16 protein-coding genes, 22 tRNA genes and 3 rRNA genes are annotated in these 25,354 nt (G+C 39.5%); 11 read left to right on the top strand and 30 right to left on the bottom strand.

Going from position 1 to position 25,354, the window contains the following annotated elements:
• Window positions 1-21 precede the first annotated feature (21 nt).
• Together AC5LWL_RS07065 and AC5LWL_RS07060 are read left to right on the top strand one after the other, a co-directional pair.
• Entirely contained in the window at window positions 22-237 is a 216-nt protein-coding gene (locus AC5LWL_RS07065; protein ID WP_493433645.1) for a hypothetical protein, read from the top strand.
• A gap of 194 nt (window positions 238-431) precedes the next feature.
• Window positions 432-998, top strand: coding sequence for a DJ-1/PfpI family protein (locus AC5LWL_RS07060; protein ID WP_493433644.1), 567 nt, complete (start codon window positions 432-434; stop codon window positions 996-998).
• A 529-nt stretch (window positions 999-1,527) separates the two neighbouring features.
• On the opposite strand, the gene AC5LWL_RS07055 is transcribed toward AC5LWL_RS07060, so the two are convergent.
• The 24 genes from AC5LWL_RS07055 to AC5LWL_RS06940 all read right to left on the bottom strand — a co-directional run bounded on the left by AC5LWL_RS07055 (window position 1,528) and on the right by AC5LWL_RS06940 (window position 8,900).
• Window positions 1,528-1,599 (bottom strand) — tRNA-Glu (locus AC5LWL_RS07055).
• 15 nt (window positions 1,600-1,614) lie between these two features.
• Window positions 1,615-1,705, bottom strand: a tRNA-Ser gene (locus AC5LWL_RS07050).
• Between the two features lie 10 nt (window positions 1,706-1,715).
• A tRNA-Asn gene (locus AC5LWL_RS07045) sits at window positions 1,716-1,790 on the bottom strand.
• A gap of 28 nt (window positions 1,791-1,818) precedes the next feature.
• Window positions 1,819-1,895 (bottom strand) — tRNA-Ile (locus AC5LWL_RS07040).
• 13 nt (window positions 1,896-1,908) lie between these two features.
• A tRNA-Gly gene (locus AC5LWL_RS07035) sits at window positions 1,909-1,982 on the bottom strand.
• Window positions 1,983-1,997: 15 nt separating this feature from the next.
• Window positions 1,998-2,073, bottom strand: a tRNA-His gene (locus AC5LWL_RS07030).
• 37 nt (window positions 2,074-2,110) lie between these two features.
• A tRNA-Phe gene (locus AC5LWL_RS07025) sits at window positions 2,111-2,186 on the bottom strand.
• Window positions 2,187-2,341: 155 nt separating this feature from the next.
• A tRNA-Asp gene (locus tag AC5LWL_RS07020) sits at window positions 2,342-2,418 on the bottom strand.
• Between the two features lie 3 nt (window positions 2,419-2,421).
• Window positions 2,422-2,495 (bottom strand) — tRNA-Met (locus AC5LWL_RS07015).
• 23 nt (window positions 2,496-2,518) lie between these two features.
• A tRNA-Ser gene (locus AC5LWL_RS07010) sits at window positions 2,519-2,611 on the bottom strand.
• Between the two features lie 8 nt (window positions 2,612-2,619).
• Window positions 2,620-2,696: transfer RNA gene (locus AC5LWL_RS07005), tRNA-Ile, on the bottom strand.
• A 9-nt stretch (window positions 2,697-2,705) separates the two neighbouring features.
• A tRNA-Met gene (locus tag AC5LWL_RS07000) sits at window positions 2,706-2,782 on the bottom strand.
• Between the two features lie 24 nt (window positions 2,783-2,806).
• Window positions 2,807-2,882, bottom strand: a tRNA-Ala gene (locus AC5LWL_RS06995).
• 16 nt (window positions 2,883-2,898) lie between these two features.
• Window positions 2,899-2,975, bottom strand: a tRNA-Pro gene (locus tag AC5LWL_RS06990).
• Between the two features lie 5 nt (window positions 2,976-2,980).
• Window positions 2,981-3,057 (bottom strand) — tRNA-Arg (locus tag AC5LWL_RS06985).
• Between the two features lie 14 nt (window positions 3,058-3,071).
• Window positions 3,072-3,160: transfer RNA gene (locus AC5LWL_RS06980), tRNA-Leu, on the bottom strand.
• Between the two features lie 9 nt (window positions 3,161-3,169).
• A tRNA-Gly gene (locus AC5LWL_RS06975) sits at window positions 3,170-3,244 on the bottom strand.
• Window positions 3,245-3,265: 21 nt separating this feature from the next.
• Window positions 3,266-3,347, bottom strand: a tRNA-Leu gene (locus AC5LWL_RS06970).
• Window positions 3,348-3,361: 14 nt separating this feature from the next.
• A tRNA-Lys gene (locus AC5LWL_RS06965) sits at window positions 3,362-3,437 on the bottom strand.
• Between the two features lie 9 nt (window positions 3,438-3,446).
• Window positions 3,447-3,522, bottom strand: a tRNA-Thr gene (locus AC5LWL_RS06960).
• 34 nt (window positions 3,523-3,556) lie between these two features.
• A tRNA-Val gene (locus tag AC5LWL_RS06955) sits at window positions 3,557-3,632 on the bottom strand.
• 8 nt (window positions 3,633-3,640) lie between these two features.
• A 5S ribosomal RNA gene (gene rrf, locus AC5LWL_RS06950) occupies window positions 3,641-3,757 on the bottom strand.
• Window positions 3,758-3,918: 161 nt separating this feature from the next.
• Window positions 3,919-6,855, bottom strand: a 23S ribosomal RNA gene (locus tag AC5LWL_RS06945).
• Between the two features lie 495 nt (window positions 6,856-7,350).
• Window positions 7,351-8,900 (bottom strand): 16S ribosomal RNA (locus AC5LWL_RS06940).
• Together the 16S, 23S and 5S rRNA genes with 21 tRNA genes alongside form the textbook arrangement of a ribosomal RNA operon.
• Before the next feature lie 1,435 nt (window positions 8,901-10,335).
• Between AC5LWL_RS06940 and AC5LWL_RS06935 the strand changes: the two genes are divergently transcribed.
• From AC5LWL_RS06935 to AC5LWL_RS06915, 5 genes are all read left to right on the top strand, one after another.
• Entirely contained in the window at window positions 10,336-11,028 is a 693-nt protein-coding gene (locus AC5LWL_RS06935) for an MgtC/SapB family protein (RefSeq protein ID WP_493433643.1), read from the top strand.
• A gap of 129 nt (window positions 11,029-11,157) precedes the next feature.
• Window positions 11,158-11,233: transfer RNA gene (locus tag AC5LWL_RS06930), tRNA-Ala, on the top strand.
• Between the two features lie 347 nt (window positions 11,234-11,580).
• Window positions 11,581-12,780: a saccharopine dehydrogenase family protein gene (locus AC5LWL_RS06925; RefSeq protein ID WP_493433642.1), complete on the top strand. Its 1,200-nt coding sequence runs from the start codon at window positions 11,581-11,583 to the stop codon at window positions 12,778-12,780.
• Between the two features lie 10 nt (window positions 12,781-12,790).
• Window positions 12,791-13,930 (top strand): carboxynorspermidine decarboxylase, encoded by a 1,140-nt coding sequence (nspC, locus tag AC5LWL_RS06920; RefSeq protein ID WP_493433641.1) that lies wholly within the window; start codon window positions 12,791-12,793, stop codon window positions 13,928-13,930.
• 208 nt (window positions 13,931-14,138) lie between these two features.
• Window positions 14,139-14,915, top strand: a complete 777-nt coding sequence (locus AC5LWL_RS06915; protein ID WP_493436559.1) for an SDR family NAD(P)-dependent oxidoreductase — start codon at window positions 14,139-14,141, stop codon at window positions 14,913-14,915.
• Between the two features lie 72 nt (window positions 14,916-14,987).
• Here the strand turns inward: AC5LWL_RS06915 and AC5LWL_RS06910 are convergent, their stop codons facing one another.
• Together AC5LWL_RS06910 and AC5LWL_RS06905 are read right to left on the bottom strand one after the other, a co-directional pair.
• A complete protein-coding gene (locus tag AC5LWL_RS06910; protein WP_493436558.1) occupies window positions 14,988-15,188 on the bottom strand; it encodes a ChaB family protein in 201 nt (66 codons plus the stop codon).
• Between the two features lie 320 nt (window positions 15,189-15,508).
• Complete coding sequence (locus tag AC5LWL_RS06905; protein WP_493433640.1) at window positions 15,509-15,742, bottom strand: small acid-soluble spore protein Tlp; 234 nt, start codon at window positions 15,740-15,742, stop codon at window positions 15,509-15,511.
• Window positions 15,743-15,874: 132 nt separating this feature from the next.
• Between AC5LWL_RS06905 and AC5LWL_RS06900 the strand changes: the two genes are divergently transcribed.
• Together AC5LWL_RS06900 and AC5LWL_RS06895 are read left to right on the top strand one after the other, a co-directional pair.
• Window positions 15,875-16,210 (top strand): FlxA-like family protein, encoded by a 336-nt coding sequence (locus AC5LWL_RS06900; protein ID WP_493433639.1) that lies wholly within the window; start codon window positions 15,875-15,877, stop codon window positions 16,208-16,210.
• A 134-nt stretch (window positions 16,211-16,344) separates the two neighbouring features.
• A complete protein-coding gene (locus tag AC5LWL_RS06895; protein WP_493433638.1) occupies window positions 16,345-18,024 on the top strand; it encodes an Ig-like domain-containing protein in 1,680 nt (559 codons plus the stop codon).
• A 47-nt stretch (window positions 18,025-18,071) separates the two neighbouring features.
• Here the strand turns inward: AC5LWL_RS06895 and AC5LWL_RS06890 are convergent, their stop codons facing one another.
• Window positions 18,072-19,067, bottom strand: coding sequence for a zinc-dependent alcohol dehydrogenase family protein (locus AC5LWL_RS06890; protein WP_493433637.1), 996 nt, complete (start codon window positions 19,065-19,067; stop codon window positions 18,072-18,074).
• A 332-nt stretch (window positions 19,068-19,399) separates the two neighbouring features.
• The gene (locus AC5LWL_RS06885; protein ID WP_493432662.1) at window positions 19,400-20,755 is read right to left on the bottom strand and encodes a transposase; all 1,356 of its coding nucleotides are present in this window, start codon (window positions 20,753-20,755) and stop codon (window positions 19,400-19,402) included.
• Between the two features lie 170 nt (window positions 20,756-20,925).
• Here AC5LWL_RS06885 and AC5LWL_RS06880 point away from each other — a divergent pair, with 170 nt between their 5' ends.
• Window positions 20,926-21,708, top strand: a complete 783-nt coding sequence (locus AC5LWL_RS06880) for an SDR family oxidoreductase (protein WP_493433636.1) — start codon at window positions 20,926-20,928, stop codon at window positions 21,706-21,708.
• Window positions 21,709-21,876: 168 nt separating this feature from the next.
• A complete protein-coding gene (locus AC5LWL_RS06875; RefSeq protein WP_493433635.1) occupies window positions 21,877-22,620 on the top strand; it encodes an NADPH-dependent oxidoreductase in 744 nt (247 codons plus the stop codon).
• Between the two features lie 229 nt (window positions 22,621-22,849).
• Here AC5LWL_RS06875 and AC5LWL_RS06870 read toward each other — a convergent pair whose 3' ends face one another.
• Window positions 22,850-23,863, bottom strand: coding sequence for a MupG family TIM beta-alpha barrel fold protein (locus tag AC5LWL_RS06870; RefSeq protein ID WP_493433634.1), 1,014 nt, complete (start codon window positions 23,861-23,863; stop codon window positions 22,850-22,852).
• Window positions 23,860-25,215 (bottom strand): PTS transporter subunit EIIC, encoded by a 1,356-nt coding sequence (locus AC5LWL_RS06865; RefSeq protein ID WP_493433633.1) that lies wholly within the window; start codon window positions 25,213-25,215, stop codon window positions 23,860-23,862. The genes AC5LWL_RS06870 and AC5LWL_RS06865 overlap by 4 nt, the downstream gene beginning before the upstream one ends.
• Window positions 25,216-25,354: the final 139 nt, after the last annotated feature.

Here is a 25,354-nt window from a genome sequence, read left to right as displayed (position 1 = left end):
AGAAAAGAAAGGTGGAGAATCATGAGTAAAAGTGAAGAAGAATATTTATTAGAACAAAAGAAAGAAGAAATTAATCCATTTTTTGAAGCACCCGACAAAAAAATCTTAGCTACTGGGGACTTATTTAGGGGACCAAATACTGGAATAACTTCTGATATTGATTTAAACAATCCTGGAAAAAAATTAATGACAACTGAAGATAAACTAGAAGAAGATCTTAAACAAGGAAGATTATAGCAGCAACTCTAACCGTTTTTTCAGAAAGCTAATAACTGTAATCACTATTTTAATTTATATGCCCATCAGAATATTTTTAGACAAAAAAAGGCGGAAATTTTTTTCTGCCTTTTTTTTCGATTTGATGGGATATGTAAGCTAAATTACCTATGCTACAATATATGTAAATAAATGTGGAAAGCAGGTAAAACAGTATGAGAAATGCTTTATTTTTAGCCTACCCCCAATATGCCGACTTTGAAATAGCACATGCACTATTCTTATTAAAGAAAATCGGTAATTTTACGATTACTACAGTAACGATTGACGGTAAGGTGGTCGAAAGCATTGGAGGAATACAAACACAAAGTACTTCAATCAAAGATATAAATGTAGCTGAGTTCGAAGTAATTCTTATAGCTGGCGGAGATGGTGTTCAAGAGATCCTTTATAATGAATCTGTTAAAAATCTTTTGGAAAATGCTTTTCAGTTAAATATTCCGATAGCCTCTATCTGTGCATCGGCACTATTATTAGCAAAAGCTGGCATACTTATTGACAAAAAAATCACCTGCCTTTTACATACATATGAAAATAATCAAAACTTATTTCGACATTCGCGTTACACTGGTAATGATATAGAAATAGCTGGTTCTATAATAACTGCTAAAGGTACAGCTTTTGCTAAGTTTGCGGTCTCTGTTTGTCGGCAAGTAGGATTGTTACAAGATCAAAAAGAATATAATAGATTCTTCAATTTCTGCAGAGGAATAAGCTCTTAATAAACTTTATCATTTATTTAAATTACGTTACCCTTGATACTATGTTAATTAGTATTTAACAGTTCTTACCTTACTCGTTTATTTTACAATAATCGCTGGTGAATTAATTTTTCCTATATATTTGGAAATAATTTCATACCTTGTATATGAATTACCTTTAAAAAAATAAGAAAAATGTTATCCTGCCTCCAAAAGTGTTTTTTACTTTTAGAGCAATGGAGAGAAACTTGCCAAGCTTCGAAAAATTTATACTTTCTTGCCTTTTAAAAAACTCCTTCAAAAGTTTATATATTGAAAAATACTTTTAGTTCAGTGTATCCATTTTGAAAGATAAATACTTAATTTTATATTTCATTTTAAACTTAAAAGGAGAAAAGTTTCTTTGCACCGAACAGTGAGCTTCTTTTGGTGTTACAAAATAATCTCTAGATTCAATGAAGAATTCATCGTTCATTAAAGTTATCCACAGGTTATTAAGCATTTTTCCAAAACGAAAAGCCATTAGCATTTCGCTAATAGCTCTATTTAATGACCCATACGGGATTCGAACCCGTGTTACCGCCGTGAAAGGGCGGTGTCTTAACCGCTTGACCAATGGGCCTTTATAGTAATTTTATGGCGGAGAAGGAGGGATTTGAACCCTCGCGCCGCTTACGCGACCTACACCCTTAGCAGGGGCGCCTCTTCAGCCTCTTGAGTACTTCCCCAAAAAACAAATGGCTCCGCAGGTAGGACTCGAACCTACGACCGTTCGGTTAACAGCCGAATGCTCTACCACTGAGCTACTGCGGAATAATTAGTTTGTTTTTTATAGATTCTATGGTGGGCCTAAATGGACTCGAACCATCGACCTCACGCTTATCAGGCGTGCGCTCTAACCAGCTGAGCTATAGGCCCATTATAATTTATTTGGAGCGGGTGATGGGAATCGAACCCACGACATCAGCTTGGAAGGCTGAGGTTTTACCATTAAACTACACCCGCAATATTTATTGGAAATGGGGCGATTGATGGGAATCGAACCCACGAATGTCGGAGCCACAATCCGATGCGTTAACCACTTCGCCACAACCGCCATCATGCTATTATTAATATTTCTTCAACAGCAATAATGGTGGCTCAGGACGGAATCGAACCGCCGACACAAGGATTTTCAGTCCTTTGCTCTACCGACTGAGCTACTGAGCCTTAATAGATGGCTTTCGCTAAGCTTCAAATTTCTTCGTCAGCTCTTTCACTCACATTCTAGCGTGTTTATATACACTCCAGTGTTCATTCAATCGCTTCCTTGAACTTTTCGCTTTTTGAAACCCTATTATTTTAAGTTTTTATTTAATCAATAATGGCGGTCCGGACGGGACTCGAACCCGCGACCTCCTGCGTGACAGGCAGGCATTCTAACCAACTGAACTACCGGACCAGATTGCGGGGACAGGATTTGAACCTGCGACCTTCGGGTTATGAGCCCGACGAGCTACCAGACTGCTCCACCCCGCGACGATAATAGTATTAAATGTAAATGGAGGAGGAAGGGGGATTCGAACCCCCGCGCGGTTTGACCCGCCTGTCGGTTTTCAAGACCGATCCCTTCAGCCGAACTTGGGTATTCCTCCACGATAAATGGTGGACCTTGTAGGACTCGAACCTACGACCGGACGGTTATGAGCCGTCTGCTCTAACCAACTGAGCTAAAGGTCCAAATTTATATGGTAGCGGCAGAGGGGATCGAACCCCCGACCTCACGGGTATGAACCGTACGCTCTAGCCAGCTGAGCTACGCCGCCATAATAAATATTGATAATTTTGATTGGTGGAGCCTAGCGGGATCGAACCGCTGACCTCCTGCGTGCAAGGCAGGCGCTCTCCCAGCTGAGCTAAGGCCCCATTTTTATGCTCTTCCTGGTCGGGAAGACAGGATTCGAACCTGCGACCCCTTGGTCCCAAACCAAGTGCTCTACCAAGCTGAGCTACTTCCCGAAATATGGCGCGCCCGAAAGGAGTCGAACCCATAACCTTCTGATCCGTAGTCAGACGCTCTATCCAATTGAGCTACGGGCGCTAATTAAAAAACAATGGTGCCGAGGACCGGAATCGAACCGGTACGGTAGTCACCTACCGCAGGATTTTAAGTCCTGTGCGTCTGCCAGTTCCGCCACCCCGGCATTGTTTTTTGGAGCGGAAGACGGGATTCGAACCCGCGACCCCCACCTTGGCAAGGTGATGTTCTACCACTGAACTACTTCCGCGTTTATTAAATGTTTAAAGGATGCGGGTGAAGGGAGTCGAACCCCCACGCCTTGCGGCGCTAGATCCTAAGTCTAGTGCGTCTGCCAATTCCGCCACACCCGCGTATTTAGAAAAAATGGTGAGCCATGGAGGATTCGAACCTCCGACCCTCTGATTAAAAGTCAGATGCTCTACCAACTGAGCTAATGGCTCAACATAAGATGGTGCCGGCGAGAGGACTTGAACCCCCAACCTACTGATTACAAGTCAGTTGCTCTACCAATTGAGCTACCCCGGCATCTTAAACAGCTTGTCTTTTGTTAATTAAAGTATGGTGGAGGATGACGGGATCGAACCGCCGACCCTCTGCTTGTAAGGCAGATGCTCTCCCAGCTGAGCTAATCCTCCAATATTATGCCTGGCGACGTCCTACTCTCACAGGAGGAGAACCTCCAACTACCATTGGCGCTGAGAAGCTTAACTTCCGTGTTCGGTATGGGAACGGGTGTGACCTTCTCGCTATCGCCACCAGACTTTAAAGACATATTTTATTATAACGTCTTTTTAAAATTTTTCAAGGTTTTTTGAAAAAATTATTCCCTGAAAACTAGATTATGTGTAAGAAGAAAGAACCGAATTAATCATTTTTATCTAGCTACAACGTCTATAAACAGGCGTTTTTCGCTTTTCATTTTTAGTTAAGTCCTCGATCTATTAGTATTTGTCAGCTCCACATGTCGCCATGCTTCCACCTCAAACCTATCAACCTGATCATCTTTCAGGGATCTTACTAGCTTGCGCTATGGGAAATCTCATCTCGAGGGGGGCTTCATGCTTAGATGCTTTCAGCACTTATCCCTTCCGCACATAGCTACCCAGCTATGCCTTTGGCAAGACAACTGGTACACCAGCGGTGCGTCCATCCCGGTCCTCTCGTACTAAGGACAGCTCCTCTCAAATTTCCTACGCCCACGACGGATAGGGACCGAACTGTCTCACGACGTTCTGAACCCAGCTCGCGTACCGCTTTAATGGGCGAACAGCCCAACCCTTGGGACCGACTACAGCCCCAGGATGCGATGAGCCGACATCGAGGTGCCAAACCTCCCCGTCGATGTGGACTCTTGGGGGAGATAAGCCTGTTATCCCCGGGGTAGCTTTTATCCGTTGAGCGATGGCCCTTCCATGCGGAACCACCGGATCACTAAGCCCGACTTTCGTCCCTGCTCGACTTGTAGGTCTCGCAGTCAAGCTCCCTTGTGCCTTTACACTCTACGAATGATTTCCAACCATTCTGAGGGAACCTTTGGGCGCCTCCGTTACTTTTTAGGAGGCGACCGCCCCAGTCAAACTGCCCACCTGACACTGTCTCCCACCCCGATAAGGGGTGCGGGTTAGAATGTCAATACAGCCAGGGTAGTATCCCACCAATGCCTCCACCGAAGCTAGCGCTCCGGCTTCCAAGGCTCCTACCTATCCTGTACAAGCTGTACCAAAATTCAATATCAGGCTACAGTAAAGCTCCACGGGGTCTTTCCGTCCTGTCGCGGGTAACCTGCATCTTCACAGGTACTATAATTTCACCGAGTCTCTCGTTGAGACAGTGCCCAGATCGTTACACCTTTCGTGCGGGTCGGAACTTACCCGACAAGGAATTTCGCTACCTTAGGACCGTTATAGTTACGGCCGCCGTTTACTGGGGCTTCAATTCAGAGCTTCGCATTGCTGCTAACCCCTCCTCTTAACCTTCCAGCACCGGGCAGGTGTCAGCCCCTATACTTCGCCTTACGGCTTCGCAGAGACCTGTGTTTTTGCTAAACAGTCGCCTGGGCCTATTCACTGCGGCTCTCTCGGGCTTTAACACCCAAAAGAGCACCCCTTCTCCCGAAGTTACGGGGTCATTTTGCCGAGTTCCTTAACGAGAGTTCTCTCGCTCACCTTAGGATTCTCTCCTCGCCTACCTGTGTCGGTTTGCGGTACGGGCACCTTGAACCTCGCTAGAGGCTTTTCTTGGCAGTGTGGAATCAGGAACTTCGGTACTATATTTCCCTCGCCGTCACAGCTCAGCCTTTATGGTAACGGGATTTTCCTCATTACCAGCCTAACTGCTTGGACGTGCTAATCCAACAGCACGCTTACCCTATCCTCCTGCGTCCCCCCATTACTCAAACGGTTCATAAGGTGGTACAGGAATATCAACCTGTTGTCCATCGCCTACGCTCTTCAGCCTCGGCTTAGGTCCCGACTAACCCTGAGTGGACGAGCCTTCCTCAGGAAACCTTAGGCATTCGGTGGATGAGATTCTCACTCATCTTTCGCTACTCATACCGGCATTCTCACTTCTAAGCGCTCCACCAGTCCTTACGGTCTAGCTTCAACGCCCTTAGAACGCTCTCCTACCACTGACATCAATAGATGTCAATCCACAGCTTCGGTGATACGTTTAGCCCCGGTACATTTTCGGCGCAGAGTCACTCGACCAGTGAGCTATTACGCACTCTTTAAATGGTGGCTGCTTCTAAGCCAACATCCTGGTTGTCTAAGCAACTCCACATCCTTTTCCACTTAACGTATACTTTGGGACCTTAGCTGGTGGTCTGGGCTGTTTCCCTCTTGACTACGGATCTTATCACTCGCAGTCTGACTCCCAAGGATAAGTATTTGGCATTCGGAGTTTGTCTGAATTCGGTAACCCGATGGGGGCCCCTAGTCCAAACAGTGCTCTACCTCCAATACTCTTACCTTGAGGCTAGCCCTAAAGCTATTTCGGAGAGAACCAGCTATCTCCAAGTTCGATTGGAATTTCTCCGCTACCCACACCTCATCCCCGCACTTTTCAACGTGCGTGGGTTCGGGCCTCCATCCAGTGTTACCTGGACTTCACCCTGGACATGGGTAGATCACCTGGTTTCGGGTCTACGACCACATACTTATTCGCCCTATTCAGACTCGCTTTCGCTGCGGCTCCGTCTTCTCAACTTAACCTCGCATGTAATCGTAACTCGCCGGTTCATTCTACAAAAGGCACGCTATCACCCATTAATGGGCTCTAACTACTTGTAGGCACACGGTTTCAGGATCTATTTCACTCCCCTTCCGGGGTGCTTTTCACCTTTCCCTCACGGTACTGGTTCACTATCGGTCACTAGGGAGTATTTAGCCTTGGGAGATGGTCCTCCCTGCTTCCGACGGGATTTCTCGTGTCCCGCCGTACTCAGGATCCACTCAGGAGGGAACGAAGTTTCAACTACAGGGTTTTTACCTTCTATGACTGGCCTTTCCAGACCTATTCATCTACCCCGTTCCTTTGTAACTCCATGTTGAGTGTCCTACAACCCCAAGAGGCAAGCCTCTTGGTTTGGGCTAATCCCGTTTCGCTCGCCGCTACTCAGGGAATCGCGTTTGCTTTCTCTTCCTCCGGGTACTTAGATGTTTCAGTTCCCCGGGTCTGCCTTCAGTACCCTATGTATTCAGGTAAAGATTCTATCCCATTACGGATAGAGGGTTTCCCCATTCGGAAATCTCCGGATCAAAGCTTACTTACAGCTCCCCGAAGCATATCGGTGTTAGTCCCGTCCTTCATCGGCTCCTAGTGCCAAGGCATTCACCGTGCGCCCTTTCTAACTTAACTTTGGTTTCGGCTAAAGATAAACTTCACATCTCTTCGTCAGCTTCTTCGCTCTGCTCCTCACGTACAAAGTACGTTCCGGTGCTCGCTCTGGCGCTTCCTTGACCTGCTCGTTTCTCTTTACCCTCAAGTTTTTGATAATAGTTTCACTTTTAACAGATTCACTATATCTCAATTTGATACTCTATAAATAGAGAATCTAAGATGGCGATTGCTCGGTTTCTTTCTTGGTTCTTACTATACATAATCTAGTTTTCAAGGAACAATTTACGGCTAAAAATAAACTTCACATCTCTTCGTCAGCTTCTTTGCTCTGCTCCTCACGTACATAGTACGTTCTGGTGCTCGCTCTGGCGCTTCCTCGATCTGTTCGTTTCTTTTTACCCTAATATAGTGAATAAAGAAGTTTTTTCTTTATTCTTGAGGAATTGCTCCCTCAAAACTGAACAACAAATACGTCAACAATCTGTGATGGAATGTAAATTCCATTTTCCTTAGAAAGGAGGTGATCCAGCCGCACCTTCCGATACGGCTACCTTGTTACGACTTCACCCCAATCATCTATCCCACCTTAGGCGGCTGGCTCACATAAGTGTTACCCCACCGACTTCGGGTGTTACAAACTCTCGTGGTGTGACGGGCGGTGTGTACAAGGCCCGGGAACGTATTCACCGCGGCATGCTGATCCGCGATTACTAGCGATTCCAGCTTCATGTAGGCGAGTTGCAGCCTACAATCCGAACTGAGAATGGTTTTATGGGATTGGCTTGACCTCGCGGTTTTGCTGCCCTTTGTACCATCCATTGTAGCACGTGTGTAGCCCAGGTCATAAGGGGCATGATGATTTGACGTCATCCCCACCTTCCTCCGGTTTGTCACCGGCAGTCACCTTAGAGTGCCCAACTAAATGCTGGCAACTAAGATCAAGGGTTGCGCTCGTTGCGGGACTTAACCCAACATCTCACGACACGAGCTGACGACAACCATGCACCACCTGTCACTCTGTCCCCCGAAGGGGAACGTCCTATCTCTAGGAGTGTCAGAGGATGTCAAGACCTGGTAAGGTTCTTCGCGTTGCTTCGAATTAAACCACATGCTCCACCGCTTGTGCGGGCCCCCGTCAATTCCTTTGAGTTTCAGCCTTGCGGCCGTACTCCCCAGGCGGAGTGCTTAATGCGTTTGCTGCAGCACTAAAGGGCGGAAACCCTCTAACACTTAGCACTCATCGTTTACGGCGTGGACTACCAGGGTATCTAATCCTGTTTGCTCCCCACGCTTTCGCGCCTCAGCGTCAGTTACAGACCAAAGAGTCGCCTTCGCCACTGGTGTTCCTCCACATCTCTACGCATTTCACCGCTACACGTGGAATTCCACTCTTCTCTTCTGCACTCAAGTCCCCCAGTTTCCAATGACCCTCCACGGTTGAGCCGTGGGCTTTCACATCAGACTTAAAGGACCGCCTGCGCGCGCTTTACGCCCAATAATTCCGGACAACGCTTGCCACCTACGTATTACCGCGGCTGCTGGCACGTAGTTAGCCGTGGCTTTCTGGTTAGGTACCGTCAAGGTACGAGCAGTTACTCTCGTACTTGTTCTTCCCTAACAACAGAGTTTTACGATCCGAAAACCTTCATCACTCACGCGGCGTTGCTCCGTCAGACTTTCGTCCATTGCGGAAGATTCCCTACTGCTGCCTCCCGTAGGAGTCTGGGCCGTGTCTCAGTCCCAGTGTGGCCGATCACCCTCTCAGGTCGGCTACGCATCGTTGCCTTGGTGAGCCGTTACCTCACCAACTAGCTAATGCGCCGCGGGCCCATCTGTAAGTGACAGCGTAAACCGTCTTTCAGCTTTCCTACATGAGTAGAAAAGGATTATCCGGTATTAGCTCCGGTTTCCCGAAGTTATCCCAGTCTTACAGGCAGGTTGCCCACGTGTTACTCACCCGTCCGCCGCTAACTTAAAAAGCAAGCTTTTTAAGTCCGCTCGACTTGCATGTATTAGGCACGCCGCCAGCGTTCGTCCTGAGCCAGGATCAAACTCTCCATATAAGAGTAAGATTAGCTCCGAAGCTAAACTCTAGCTTTTTTGTTACTTGTTGTGTTTATAACTTAGTTATAAACGTTTATTGTTGACGTTTTGTTTGTTCAGTTTTCAAAGAGCAATTTGTTTCGTTCGCTTCAGAAGCGACTCAACCAATATAACATAAATCTTTTTTATCTGTCAACAACTTTTCAAGAAATTTTATTTTTCCATTCTCTCGTTGAGGACGAGATTTAATATACCATGTATCTAATTACACTGCAATACTTTTTTTATATTTAATTAAATAACTTCTGTTTTTTATTTCAATAAATCAAAAACCTTCCTATATCTATATAAATTTTTTATTTTGATTAGATTCATTAATTAACTTCTGTCTTTATTTGAACTTTATATTTGGTTCTTTACTTAAAGAAGCTTGTTTATAAAAGTTTTTGTAAATAGAACCTTTTACATTTGTTAGAACAAGCTAATTAGAGTGTAATCCTGTAGAAAGCAAACATGCTCGGAAATCAACTTACTTGTTCGACAACAATAAAGTTTTACGAAAACTCCTTCTATTTCAAGATAAACTCTCTCCATACTTTATAACATATCATCATACAATCTTAAGAATTCCTTATAAATAGGGGCAAGATTCTCGTTTCAGGATGCTCGCTTTCCGTGGGGCGTGTGATGAGCCCCCTCGGCGCAAGCGCCTGCTTAGGTCTCATCTAACCAGCTAATCCCACAGGAGTCTCGCACCTTCCACTCCAATCAAGCCGTTTGATTCATTAGTTGCTGTCGTTGAACTGGTGAAAAACATCCATCTTATAGAATAGACTAAAAGCGGAACATTTTGGCAAAAAATAACAACAACACTACTAGTGTTAGTAACCATACCTTGTCATGAAATTCGAAGACATGAACATATTCTAAAACAGGTTGCTTGTAACGGAGGGTGCGAAGACTCCTGCGGGAAATGTGGGAAGGCTAAAGACCCCGCAAGGCAACGCCGAGGAGGCTCAAGCTTATCCCCGCGGAAAGCGAAGCAACCCGTAGTGGAAAGCAACCACCACACTAAAAAACGAAACCTCCCATTTTATTGTTCTAAACCGAGTAATATCAAGACTTGCAAACGAATTTGATGGTGCGACGTTTTAGTTTCTTACTTAACTGATGCTAAAAAACCATTTTTATTCTGAGTGTTGGTTCCTCTGGGCTCCTACTTTTGAGACAGGAAAAACGGAAGCAAAGTGTACCGACAAACAAGCGCTCATGGAAAGAGACAATCTATATAACGCAACTTCAGAACGTTTTTTTGTTAATACATATTATTTTTTTCGTTTAGTTTTTATAGATGAAGGATAATACATTGTCTATAATATAAATATAATGATAGTCATGTACTTTAACTCTGATTGATTTGTACATAAAAGATTACTAAAAAAGGTTGGAGGTATTATGCATTTAGAAATTGATTTTTTTATCAAATTAGCAGTATCAACTGGACTAGGGATAATTATTGGTTTGGAAAGAGAAATCAAAAAAAAACCCGTGGGACTAAAGACCAGTCTTGTTATAAGTATTGTCAGCTGTTTATTAACAATTATTTCTATCGAGGCTGCTTATAAATTCCCGGGCAGCCAGGAAGTAAATATTCAAATGGATCCTTTACGTTTACCAGCGCAAATTGTTTCAGGAATTGGTTTTATTGGAGCAGGTGTCATCTTAAGAAGAGGAAATGACAGTATTTCAGGACTTACTACAGCTGCCCTCATCTGGGGAGCAGGCGGAATAGGGATAGTTGTAGGGGCAGGTTATTATATGGAGGCCATTATTGGTGTTCTGCTTTTAATAGTCAGTGTTAAATTCATTCCATTTTTAATGAGTCTAATTGGGCCAAGACAATTACGGGAAAAAGAAATTAGAGTAAAACTTAAAGCACATGAAAAACAAAATGTATCTTCCATTATTAAATCCATTGCTAAACTAGAATTAGAAATTAAACATGTTCGCATTAAAGATTTGGAAACAGGGGATCATTCGATTTTACTTAAATTAATTGTGGATCATAAAAGAGAAATAACAGATGTTTATCAACAAATCTCAGAACTGCATGGTGTAGAGCAAATCGAAATCGATAGTTTGCATTAAATATGTTCAGGGACAAGAGAGCCTCTCTTCTTGTCCTTTTCTAATCAAAACGAAATATAATTAAATATATTGCTAAATTTACAGCAATCTGTATAATAAAAAGTGTGATTAAGCATTAGTGATTTTTTTGGGGGCTTAGCTCAGCTGGGAGAGCGCTTGCATGGCATGCAAGAGGTCGTCGGTTCGATCCCGATAGTCTCCACCAATAAAAAACTCTGAAGACACTAGACGTTCTAATGGGGACATTTCCTTTACATAAGGTTATCCACATTTATTGATGCGCTAAGTGGCTTTTTTTATTGTTTCCTTTCTCTTATAACTCCTCTAAAATATTTTCTATCCATAATATTTTCATTCATTTTCTCCTAACTTTTCCATCTAAACAATCCTTTTTCATTATTCTATAAAAACTTTTCCCTCTATCTTTTATGCCAAATAATATATTCAAAAAAAAATTATTATATTTTGTCGGATTTTATGGATTATTTGACACACTTTCTGTATAATCAGCCTTATTGAATTTTCAAAACGATTTCAAGGAGGTTTTTCATTTTGGGAAGAGCATTAATCATTGGTGCTGGCGGAGTTGCAAGTGTTGTTGCACATAAATGTTGCCAAGTGCCTGACGTATTTGAAGAAATTTGTATTGCAAGCAGAACGCTTTCTAAATGTGAAGCGCTTAAAAATAAATTAGACGGTGGCAAAACAAAAGTTTCTGTTGCCCAAGTTGATGCCGATCAAACGGAAGAAGTAATTGAACTAATTAATTCTTTCAAACCTGAGGTAGTAATAAATGTAGCTCTTCCATACCAGGATTTAACGATTATGGACGCATGTCTTGCTACTGGAGTTCATTATTTGGATACAGCAAACTATGAGCCACCAGAAACAGCAAAGTTTGAATATAAATGGCAATGGGAGTACAAACAAAAGTTTGAAGAAGCTGGTTTAACTGCATTATTAGGAAGTGGTTTTGATCCAGGTGTAACTGGTGTATTTACTGCCTATGCACAAAAACATCACTTCGATGAAATTCACTATATTGATATTGTCGATGCAAATGGCGGAGATCATGGATATCCATTCGCTACAAACTTCAATCCAGAAATTAATATTCGTGAAATTACTGCAAACGGTCGATATTTCGCTAACGGTGAATGGATTGAAACAGCACCTCTATCTGAAAAAAGAGAATATGATTTAGCAGAAGTTGGGCCTAAGAATATCTATCTTCTTTATCATGAAGAATTAGAATCTTTAGCCGTAAACATCAAGGGCGTTAAACAAATAAGATTTTGGATGACTTTCTCTGACAACTATATAAATCATTTAAAAGTGCTTGAAAACGTTGGTATGACTTCTATTGAACCTATAATGTATGAAGGAAAAGAAATCATTCCACTGCAATTTTTAAAAGAAATCCTTCCAGATCCAGCTTCATTAGGACCTAGAACAAAAGGAAAAACAAATATCGGTTGTATTATTCAAGGTATAAAAGACGGGAAGCCAAAATCTTATTACGTATATAATATTTGCGACCACCAAGAATGCTATAAAGAAGTCGGCTCTCAAGCTATCTCTTATACTACTGGAGTACCAGCTATGATTGGCGCAATGCTTATTATGAAAGGTGCTTGGAAAAAACCAGGCGTTTACAACGTGGAAGAGTTCAATCCAGATCCATTTATGGAAGCTTTAAATAAATACGGATTGCCTTGGCAGGAGAATTTCTCTCCAACTCTTTTAGATTGAGAGGACAGAGATGAAAAAAATTGATTTTAATCAAGTACCTTCACCTTGCTATGTTGTTGATGAACGACTTTTACAGAAAAATTTAGAAGTGTTAAATTCGGTTCAAGAACGAACTGGAGCAAAAATTCTTTTAGCATTAAAAGGATTTTCCATGCATTCTACCTTCCCATTAGTTGGGAAATATTTAGCAGGAGTTACATCTAGTTCCCTATTTGAAGCAAGACTAGGCTTTGAAAAAATGGGCAAGGAAGTTCATGCATATGCACCAGCTTACGTGGAAAGTGAATTCGACGAATTACTCCAATATACAGATCATATTGTCTTTAATTCATTCGATCAGTGGAATCGTTTTAAAGACAAAGTGAAAAACGCTGGCAAAAAAATCGAAACAGGTCTTCGTATTAATCCAGAGTACTCAGAAATTGAAACACAGCTGTATAATCCATGTGCTCCTTATTCACGTTTTGGTGTGACATTGGACAACTTTAAACCTGAAGAATTAGATGGCATTGACGGCCTTCATTTTCACACAATGTGTGAACAAAATTCTGACACACTAAAACGGACTATTAAGGTAGTCGATGAAAAATTTGGCGAGCATATCAAAAAAATGAAATGGATAAACTTTGGTGGCGGACATCATATTACAAGACCTGATTATGATATTGAAACACTTGTTGAATCTATTTTATTTATAAAAAACAAATATGGAATAGATGTATATTTAGAACCAGGTGAAGCAATTGCTTTAAATACTGGCTACTTAGTAGCAACTGTTCTAGATATTGTCAATAATGGCATGGATATTGCTATTCTAGACACATCTGCAACTTGTCATATGCCAGATGTACTTGAAATGCCGTATAGACCTAATATTATTGATGCCGAAATGCCTGGAGATAATGAATACACCTACAGACTTGGCGGTATGACTTGCTTAGCGGGTGATGTTATTGGCGACTATTCATTTAAACAGCCTTTAAAGCCTGGAGATAAAGTGATATTCTGCGACATGGCTCATTACACTATGGTGAAAAACCATATGTTTAATGGTGTGAACCTACCTTCTATTGCTTCTTATAATGATAAAGAAGGCATAAAAGTCGTTAGACAATTTAAGTTCGAAGATTACAGCAACCGTCTATCTTAAAATAGGAAAAAGTGCACCTAATAATAGGTGTACTTTTTTGTTATGCATTATTTTCTCACATAAGAATATTGCTTTCGTTCATTAAATGAGATCTTAATGATTAAAGCATGATACTTCGGGTAAATAAACAAGAGATTATTAAATAGTCATATTAAAATGACTATTTGTTAAATTTCTATATACCTAGGAGTTGATCAAATTGAATCGTATGAAAAACAAAGTTGCAATTGTAACTGGTGGAGGTTCGGGCATTGGGAAAGCTTCTGCTGTTCGATTAGCAAATGAAGGTGCAAAAGTAAGCATCATTGATTTAAATGAAGATCGTGCAAAGGAAACTGTAGAGGAAATTAAACAAAACGGTGGACAAGCAGCATATTTTGCAGCAGATGTTTCACAAGAAGAACAAATTAGCCGTGCAATAAAGGATTCTAATAAAAAATGGGGGAAAACAGATGTCGTATTTGCTAATGCAGGTATTCTTGGCATGATTTCTCCAATTGAATATTTTCCTAGCCAAGAATGGGCAAAGACTATTCAAAATAACTTAATTGGTGTATTTGAGACCGTTAAGCACGCTATTCCTTATATGAAGGAAAAAGGGGGATCCATTACTGTTACTAGTTCTGTAAGTGGTAATCGTCAGTTTGCTCAACAAGGATTTTCCGCATATAGTACATCAAAGGCAGCCATTGCTACTTTTGCCAAAATGGCAGCTTTAGAGCTTGCTCAACATAAAATAAGAGTAAATGCCATTTGCCCTGGAATAACAGATACTAATATTTTCGACTCAATGAAGCAATCTGATAAATTAGATGAAATTCAATTTCCAATTAATATTCCAGATAATGCTGTTCCACTTAAAATGGAGCCTGGTCACCCTGAAGAAGTAGCAAATCTGCTATTATTCCTTTCTTCTGATGAAGCCTCTCATATAACAGGAACAGAAGTATTTGTTGATGGTGCTGAAACATTAGTAAAAGGCTAGTATTAATCAAAAAGGTTGTCCTAAAGAATGACATCATTCTTTTCAGGACAACCTTTTTTATGCATAAAAACTTTATTCTTTTTTTACCCATTTCCCATTATCACTTTTTTCATATTTATGCTTCACTGCACTCCAAGCTACTTTAAAGGCTCGCTCCTCTTCCTTATACTCATCATTTGCAGCGTTAAAAGCTTCTTTAAATATCTCTTGAGCATGGTGAGGCAAGTGATCTTTTACTGATTCAGGCAAGTCATTTAATGTATTATATGGCATCATTTCTTCCTCCTTCATTACTGTATACAGTATGTATATCCAGATATCCTTTTCTTAAACTTTCTAATTAAATAGTCCCACTCATAATAAAGTACGGGAAACCGTGATATCCCCTGCTGAAAAAATGTTCTGGTCAAAAAAAAGACCACCTTATTCCAAATAAAGTGGCGAACAGGTGGATTATCAAATAACACTCATTGATTTACTTTTTTAATACATTTATATAACCTTTACGGATATGCTATTTTCTTTATCAATTAAATTAACGTTTTCTTTTTCGGTTGAGAACACAACCATTTATCTCTTCCTAAAACCATGATTTAATGATATCCATTTTCCCGATCAGATTTTTCTTCCTTTATCTCTTCTTTAAAAGCTTGTAATGATTGTTCACGATTTTTATTTTTTTCTTCAATTTGTGCTTTTTCTACTTCATTTGCTAATAATGAAGATTGCTCCGCCTTTTCGATATTTTCATTTGTGTTTTGAATCATATCTTGTAATTTTTCCACATTATCTAAACGATTATCTGAATTTGCTTTATTTTGTTCCATTATTGTTACCTCCTAAATGAGTCATTACGATTGTATTTTGTATTATCCTGCTAGTTTTTATGCGTCTCTTTAAGAGAATCTTAAGGAAAGCCTTCTATAATTTTAAGAAATACAAAATAAGGAGCATACAAATTGATGAATATTTCAGCCATTAATACAAATACAACTATTTCCTCTAATACGACCACAGAAATAAAAACATTAGAAAACCAAAAACAGCAGCTTCAAAATCAGCTGACACAAGTAGAACAAAACAAAAATATAAAGGAAAAAGAAAAAGAAGAGCAAATAGAACAGTTAAACAAACAAATGGAAGCCATTGAGAAACAAATTCAGATGTTAAAATCAACGAATACAGCGAATAATCAACGCTCATCTTCGGAAATGATGAATCCACAAATTGAATTGGATTCTGTTTCGATAAGCGCTGAAGCTCTCTCCCTGTTAAAAGAATCTTCGACAGACTAATTGGTTAGTTTTATGCTATCTTTGAGAATCGTCAGCATGGCATAAAAAATTTCAGTCCCTCTATTTTTTATTTCTATCCAAATATAGTAAACTAGTAGAAGAATAATCTACTATAAAAATAGGGGGATATATATTTGTTGAAACAGATGATAAAAGCTAGCTTTTGTCTGCTAGTAGGAGGTTTTTTGTTCACTCATTCTATTTCTGTAGCATCAGCAGAAGAAAACACTGCGTGTGGCATTATCACTCCAGGCAAAAATCCTTCCCAGCAAACAACAAATTGTTTATTAACAACTGCAGCATTAACTGAGGGCGTTCCACCAGAAATTGTGAAGGCAATTGCTACACAGGAAAGTGGATTAAAGCAATTTACTGAAAATGGTGAACCTATTATATCTGCAGACGGCATAGGGATTGGCATTATGCAAATCACCAATCAATCAAACTACGATCAAGAAAAATTAAAAACGGATATCCTATACAATATTACTGCTGGTATTAACGTGTTAAAAAGCATGTACGCCCGAACTGACTTACCTAAAATTGATGGTGCAAATAATCAGATACTAGAAAATTGGTATTTTCCACTTTTGGCTTATAACGGAACCAAACCACAGAATAGCCCTACTGTTCAAAGCACTGGTGAGATAAATACAACAGCTTATCAAGAAATTGTATTTCGAAAGCTAATGGATAACAGCTTTTTAGGAGTCCGCTCCCTTTCTTCTATTCCATTTAAAAAAGAAGATTTTCAATACAATCCAGATTCAAATGAAAATATTATTTTTAATATTTTACATTATGCTGTCCCTTCAGAATTGCATGAATCTATCTATACCATAAAAAAAGGAGATAAAGTTGTTACTTTAGATAAAGTTAGCCTTAGAAAAAATCCATATGTAGATAATTCTACCTTTATCACTGACCTAGCAAAAAATACGACACTTATAATAGATGGGAATCTTGTTTACGATGCTGATCCAAACAGTGCTAACCAATTTGTCTGGTATCCTGTTACAACGGTAGATAAAAAACTAACAGGATTTATTTCATCTGCATATATTACAAAAAAAGTGGATGCACCTTCAGTTAATACAATTGCTGATAATTCTAAAACTATTTCAGGAAAAGCACCTGCAAATGTTACCGTTACAATAAAAAAAGGAGCTTCTATACTTGCTACTACTGTTTCGGATGATAATGGGAAATTCGCAAGCAAAATTCCACTTCAAAAAACTGGGACAAAATTAGTCATTACGTATACCAACTATTTACATGCCTTAAGTGAAGCAAAAACAGTAGTCGTAACAGATAAAACTGCTCCTTCTGCTCCTAAACTAGATAAGGTTACATCCATTACAACAACAGTTACTGGAAAAGCAGAGGCTGCTTCTACCGTCACACTGAAAGTAAATAATAAATCGATTGGTAAAGGCAAAGCAGATAAGACCGGGAAATATAAAATAAAAATCAAACAACAAAAAGCGAATACAAAAATTTATGCGACTGCAACAGATGCTGCTAAAAATACAAGTAAAGCCAGCTACACAAAAGTAATCGATAAAACTGCACCCTCTGCTCCAAACTTAAATAAAGTGACAAGCAAAGCGAAAATGATTACCGGTAAAGCAGAAGCCTCCTCTTCCATCATATTAAAAGTAGCTAATAAAACAATTGGCACAGGTAAAACCGATAAAGCCGGGAAATTTAAGATTACAATTACACCGCAAAAAGTGAAAACAAAAATCTATGCAACGGCAACAGATGTCAGCAAAAACAAAAGCAAAGCGAGTTCTATTACAGTAGTAAAATAACGATCACAAAAGAGACATCCATAAAATTATGGATGTCTCTTTTCTATTCACCACGTATTTTTTAAAACAATCTTCCCTATCGCTTTTCCAGATTCTAAATAATCATGAGCCTGCGACACTTCATCAAACGAAAATACTTTTTCATCAATAAGTGGTCGAAGTTTTCCCTCTTCTACTAACTGGGCTATTTGAGCTAATGCTGCACCAAGGTCTGCACGAAGATCCTCATTTAAAATTTTCAACAGCATAAACTCCACATGTAAAGATAACCCTTTACTATGTAATGGAGATAAATCATGAGTTGATCTTGCTGCAATCGCTAAAACATTGCCATTTATTGCAGCTGCTTCGAAAGAGTTATCTAAATTTTTTCCTCCCACCGTATCAAATACAACCGAAAATCCTTTACCATCTGTATACTTTTCTACATATTCTTGAACAGATTGTTCCTTATAATTAATGACAGCATCTGCTCCTAATTCATTTGCAAGCTCCATTTTTTTATGTGAAGAAGCAGTTGTATAAACCTTTGCTCCAGCAGATTTTGCCAACTGAATGGCCATATGCCCAACACCGCCAGTTGCTCCATGAATTAATATATCCTGACCTGCCGCTAAATTCCCTTTTTCAAATAACGCTTCCCAGGCAGTAATAGCCACCAGTGGAATAGCAGCTGCTTCTTCCATCGTACTATTTTTTGGTTTATGTGCAAGCATTCGTTCATCAGCAAGCATATATTCAGCTAGTGCTCCGCTCGTCCCTTTAAATCCTCCTGCACAGCCAAATACTTCATCCCCCATTTTAAATGCTGTAACGCCTTCTCCCACTTCCTCTACTATGCCAGCTACATCACCATGAATTACTGCTGGAAGCTTTGGTGAAGCTGCAGGAACAGCACCACTTCTTACCTTTGTATCAATTGGATTTACACTTGTTGCTGCTACTTTAATTACTACATGCCCTGAGATTGCTTTTGGTTTTTCTACCTCGGTTAATTGAAATACAGATGAATCTCCAAACTCTTGAATGATTTGTGCTTTCATTCTTTATTCACTCCTCTCTCCTATTATTTTACCGTTAATTTTACCAACGTAAAGCTTTTAGAAACTCTATCATCAAATGGTATTCTATTTTGTCATCAATTTGGTTAAATAGAAGTTTGTCCTTCCATTTTGTTATTTTACTACTATTAGTTGGTTTCTCCACCGCTTATTTTGGATATAGAATAGTACAGCTATTTTATGAGCAAGATTATCTTAGTTATGAAATAGGACCTTTCCAATTTTTCTAATAAACTGAGTCAATTTCATAAGTCCAACTTTTAAAAAATCAAAAACTTGCAGAATTTAAATGCTTTTAATTTTTTTTACTTTGATTAAGCAACTTGGTGTTGATTGGACATTTGATTCAGACGATCTGCAGCTAATTTTGAAGCATTATAAACTAACGTAACGAGGTCAAAATGGACTTTAGCCTTTTTTCCTGTACGATAACGAACATTGTTTAATTGAAAATATCCCTTAAGATAAGCATTCACACGTTCTACCGCCGTGCGTCTTTTGAAGATCTTATTCCATATTTGAGATCCACGTGCTGGCGCTGTATATTTTCTTAAATCGGTAGTGATTTTTACTTTATACACCTTTTGACATAGACCATCATTGGCTAATGGACAGTCCATACATTCGTTTGGACGTGTGTATTTTAGTGTTTCATATTTACCATCAAAGCTATCATAACGATAGGAATGTTCACGGACACAAGTAGGAGCGAAATGCTTATCAAAACCAATTGGTTCTGGTTCATTGCGTTTATTATAAGCAATCACAGCTCGATGACCCATTCGATGTATCTGCGTATAAATGGCTTCAAAATCGTAACCAGCGTCCATTGTTTCATAGAGTAAAGAAGAAAGTGATAGTCGTTCGTGAATTCCTTTTAATAAAGGAATCGCAGCCTTTCCGTCATTCAAGTTAGCCGATGAAAGAAGGGATTGAAGAATATATTGACTGGATGTTCCAACAGCCAAATGAGCTTTAAATCCATACCAAAAAACGTTTTTTCCTTCGCTGTTTTTCTTCACACCCCACTGTGGATCTTGAGGAATTTCAGCTCGAAGTTCGGCTAAAGGAATGGCTAACTGATCTTCGATTTTTTTATCAAAAAGAGGCAGATTGGCTTTCCATTCCGCTTTTTCGATGAGCCATTTTTCCTGTTCTTCTTTTGGTTTACGCCCACGCTTTTTTGGTTCACTTTTCGGTTGTTCTTCCTTTGGTGGTGCTGCATCTTTTGCGAGAAAGTGAGTAGCGTCAATGGCTACTGTATCATCGGAAATAAAGCCTTCTGAAATCGCTTGATGAAGCAAGGTTCCTTGGACTTTTTCAAGTACATTCGATTCACTGAGGATGGTGACCATTCTGGAATAAGCTGCTTCTGACGGAATAGTATCGGACACTAAAAAGCCACAATCGAGGCGAAAAATCATGTCATTCTGTAATCTTTTCACTAAATCTTTAATAAATGGAATACGCTCTGTGATTCTAGCAACGAGTGAACAAATCATCGCTACATAATTCAACTCAACGGGTCTTCCAAAACGTGATTTCTTCGTTACCACAGCGAAGATTGGTTCCATGTCAATAGAAGAAAAAATAGCTTCAAAACGTTGGGTAGGTTCTAAATCATATAATTCTTGTAGGCCAAACAGGCTTCCTTGTCGTATAATAGTCATAGGGAGTCTTCCTCCAGTCTCATAAGTTTGTGTGGTGCTTACTTATTTCGACATTTTGGGGAGGTACTCCTTTTTTTGTGCCTCAGATAGCTTGCGGCTCTAAGGGTTTAATTTATGAAATTGATTCAACTTATTAAAAAATCTATTAAATTGTTTTAGGAGGAATAAATATGAAAGATTTAGCAAACAAGGTGGCTGTTATTACAGGTGCTGCATCAGGTATCGGGCGAGCATCTGCGCTTTCATTAGCCTCCCAAGGAGTGAAAGTCTCTCTTGTCGATTTAGACGTTAATGAATTAAAAGAAGTGCAAGAGGAAATTTTACATAGCGGCGGGGAAGCACTTGCTTTCGAAACCAATGTTTCAGATCCTAATTCTGTTAAAAATGCAATAGAACAGACGATTGCGAAATGGGAACGAATTGATATTGTGTTTGTAAATGCTGGTATCAATGGACGAGTTGCTCCAATTGAAGTATTAACCCCGCTAGATTGGGATACGACAATCGAAACAAATTTAAAAAGTACCTTTTTAACTGTTCATTATTGTGTTCCCCATATGAAAAAAAGCGGTGGCAGCATTGTCATTACAAGCAGCATTAATGGAAACAGAACTTTTTCTAATTTCGGGATGTCTGCGTACAGTACATCAAAAGCTGGGCAGGTTGCCTTTGGAAAAATGGCTGCACTAGAACTAGCTAGATATAAGATTCGGGTAAATATGATTTGTCCAGGAAGCATTAAAACAAATATTGATGAAAATACGTTTCCGGATGAAGATACATTAAAAGAAATTAGAATACCAGTGGACTACCCTGAAGGCAACCAACCTCTTGAAAATGAACCAGGTGATGCGGAACAAGTTGCAGATCTTGTCTGCTTCTTAAGCTCCAAAGCTTCCAGCCATATTACCGGAACTGAAATTTATGTGGATGGCGCTGAATCTCTTTTATAAGGTGAAATTGCTATCGGTGCATAAGAAAAAAGGTCCAGCCACTCATTTATAACTACAAATGGAATGGAGAGTCTTAAAAACTTTTCTATTCCATTTTTTATAGAAATTCCACCAAAAACAGAGTATGGTACAATACTAGTGAGAATTTTAAAAGAAGGAGAGTTACTAATGAACCCTATAATTAATGCATTAAAAAAGCATCGTTCTTATCGAAAATATGAAGAAAAACCAGTACCTTCTGACTTGTTAGATGCAGTTATTACAACCGCTCAAGCAGCACCATCGTGGATTAATGGACAGCAAGTATCTATTATCGCAATAGAGGATACAAAACGAAAAGAGCGGCTGGCCGAATTATGTGGAAATCAGCAGCATATTAATAATGCACCATTATTTCTTGTCTTTTGTGCAGATTTTTATCGGGCAAAACTTGCGAGTGAGGAAGAAAATAAAAGAATGCAGGCAGTAGACGATGTAGATGCATTGTTAGTCGGCGCAACAGATGTTGGCCTTGCAATGGCAAATACAATAACTGCTGCTGAATCAGTGGGTTTAGGTACAGTAGCAATTGGCGGAATTAGAAGAAACGCCTCAGAAGTAGTTGACCTTCTTCAATTACCTAAGTATGTAATTCCAATTTCTGGTCTTTGCATTGGTTATCCTGCAGAAGATCCAGGAGTAAAACCGCGTTTGCCGAAAGAAAGCATCCTACATAAAGAAAATTATAACAAAGAGCAGCTTCCTTTTTTACATAATTATAATGAAACGTTTAAAAAGTATCTGCTAAATCGTGGAGACAATGAAGCGAATTGGACAGAACGCATTGCTTCCTTCTATGATCAATCTTATTATCCAAGTAATGCTGAATTGCTGATAAAGCAAGGGTTTACAGCAAAAGATTTACGAAAATAAGAAAAGTGCAAGCGTCTTGTTTAGCCCCGAAGAAAAATGTTCTCTTGAATCAAAAAGTGCTTTTTACTTTTAGAGTCAAGAGGTTATCTTTCACAGGGGCTAGACGCTGGAACTAGACACTTCTCAGACTTCCCAAGAATTTATGCTTTCTTACCTGAAAATAAGCAATAAAGCTGCCTATCCTTATGGCAGCTTTATTGTGCTGGAAAAGTAGATGGGTTGTTAATATCTACTTTAAATACAGCCAGATAGACTGTCCTGGTTTTACATAATGAAGCAAGATACAATCTTCTTTTGCAACGTGACCAATTACATTCACTTTCTCATCCATAGGAAGGTCTGTTTTCACTAGCTGAATTTCTCCTTGATAACGTCCATATAATATGTTGTCCATCGTGATGCTTCCTTTCGTTCGTCTCGCTTGGTGAACAGGAGCAATCTCCTCCTTGCTTCTTGTATCCATTAAACGAATGACATCCCGAGATAAATCTGGTCTAGTTTTATATACCTTTTCTTTAAGAATTTCACTTTCTATTCGAATCGGCAATATATTATCTTTTTCATATTGCATTAATGCTCCTAACAAGTCTTCACCTGCTTCTGGGTCACCAATATAAATATGCTCCACTCCCTCATGCAAAAGCTCCATTGCTGCATGAAAGGAGTTAGCATTTCTATGCTTTTCTAATGTTGGCAGTCCAGCAAATAATGGGCCGCGTTTTTCTCCATTTCCCGGAACAAATGCACATATTGGAATATTATATTTAGTGTAGAGCTTATTCTGCTCATTAAAGAAATGTTCATCCAGCCCCGTTTCGTATCGGGGATAAAAGTTATGCCATGCAATCAATTGATTAGGCTCTAGTCCTTTATCCAAAAGCTCCTTTAATTCATTCTCCAAAAGGATGCTGGCGTTTAGAGCAATTTTAAAAGATTGAGCCAACTCCACAATTGTTTCCTTTTCAAAAAAATCATCCAATCTTAAACCGACAACTCCTAATGATTGCAATTCATATAAAGAGCTTAACCCTAGATGCTGTGGTGTATAATAAGAAACATCCGCATATACATCGATTCCATGCTTTTTGGCTATTTGCAGCAAATGCTTTGCCCGATTAACAAGATCTCCAGATTCTTCTGGGATATGAAGGGAAGTAAATGCATTTTTCACTCCTTTCTCCGCTGCCTTTATGATTCTGTCTTCTGCAAGTACATCATTTAAATAAAAGGAAATACCAATCAATCAAACTCACCAGCCATTTCGTCTTTAAAACCGAATAAATACGTAAATATAAAGCCAGCAATATAAGCAAGAAGAACACCAATTAAGTATAATAGCACTCCTTTATGGATTAAGAACGATAATGGCAAGCCGGAAACTCCGACTGCAACCGTTGCAATATGGAAGTGCGCCTGAAATGCACCGCCAATGCCGGCTCCGAGACATGCGGTAATAAATGGACGGCCTAAAGGTAATGTGACACCAAAAATCAGTGGCTCACCAATGCCTAATATACCAGATGGAAGAGATCCTCCAATTGCTCTTTTTAAACGTTTCTTTTTTGTTTTCATAAAGATGGCAAATGCAGCACCTACTTGGCCAGCACCACCCATTGCTAGGATAGGAAGAAGTGGATCATCGCCAATGGAATTAATAAGTTCTAAATGAATCGGGGTTAAACCTTGATGCAAACCTGTGACAACAAGTGGAAGGAATGTTGCTCCAAGAACAAACCCTGCTACAATACCGCCATAGTCCAATATAGCAAGTAAACCTTTTGTAATTCCATCAGATATCAAACCGCCTACTGGCATAAAAACAAAATAAGTGACAATTCCTGTTACTAGTAAAGCAATAGTTGGAGTGACAATAATGTCTATTGCAGCAGGAACATATTGACGAATCTTTTTTTCCACCAAAGCAATAAAGATTGCAGCTAATAGTACACCGATTAATCCGCCTCTCCCAGGAAGCAAGGCATCACCGAATAAAGTAATACCTGCGACTGCTGGATTAATGATCAGAATACCTGCAACCCCTCCAAGTGCCGGCGAACCGCCAAATTCTTTTGCCGCATTTATTCCCACTAAAACTCCTAAATAAGCAAATAACCCTCCGCCAATAACAGATAATATAATAGCAATTTGTGAGTCTACTGCCAGCAAGCCAGCTTGAGTCAGTCCTTTTGTAATACCTGTAATTAACCCTGATGCTACAAGAGCTGGAATTAAAGGAATAAAGATACTCGAAATTTTACGTAAAAATAATTTAAAAGGTGTCGAATTTTTTTTATTGATCTCTGATTTTTTTATTTTTGCTTTTTCCTTTAAGTTAACCTCATCTGAATCTATTAACTGACCAAATTCTTCAGCTACTTTTGTCACTTTCCCAGGGCCAAGTATTATTTGCAATGTTTCTTCTTCTACAAACCCCAATACACCTTCCATTTTTTTTATTGCTTCTTTATTTACATATTCCTCATTGTTTGGTGTAACTCGTAGTCTTGTCATACAGCTTGTAAATGAATGAATATTCTCTGAACCGCCTAGTTGCTCTAAGAGTTTTTCTGCCAGTATTTTATTATCTGAAGTCATCTCTCATTCCCCCATTAAATGATTTTTTTCATTATTGCTTTCTTTAAAAATTCAAGGCATTTATTATTCGGCAATTATATATATAATTGGGAATTTTCGGACATTTTATTTTAAAAAGAAAACTACGTATAAGCTAGCC

It is taken from the genome of Niallia sp. WK069_GA_01 (assembly GCF_983173855.1).
The sequence above is the reverse complement of the archived record's forward strand: the minus strand, read 5'-3'. Positions and strand labels throughout refer to the sequence as shown.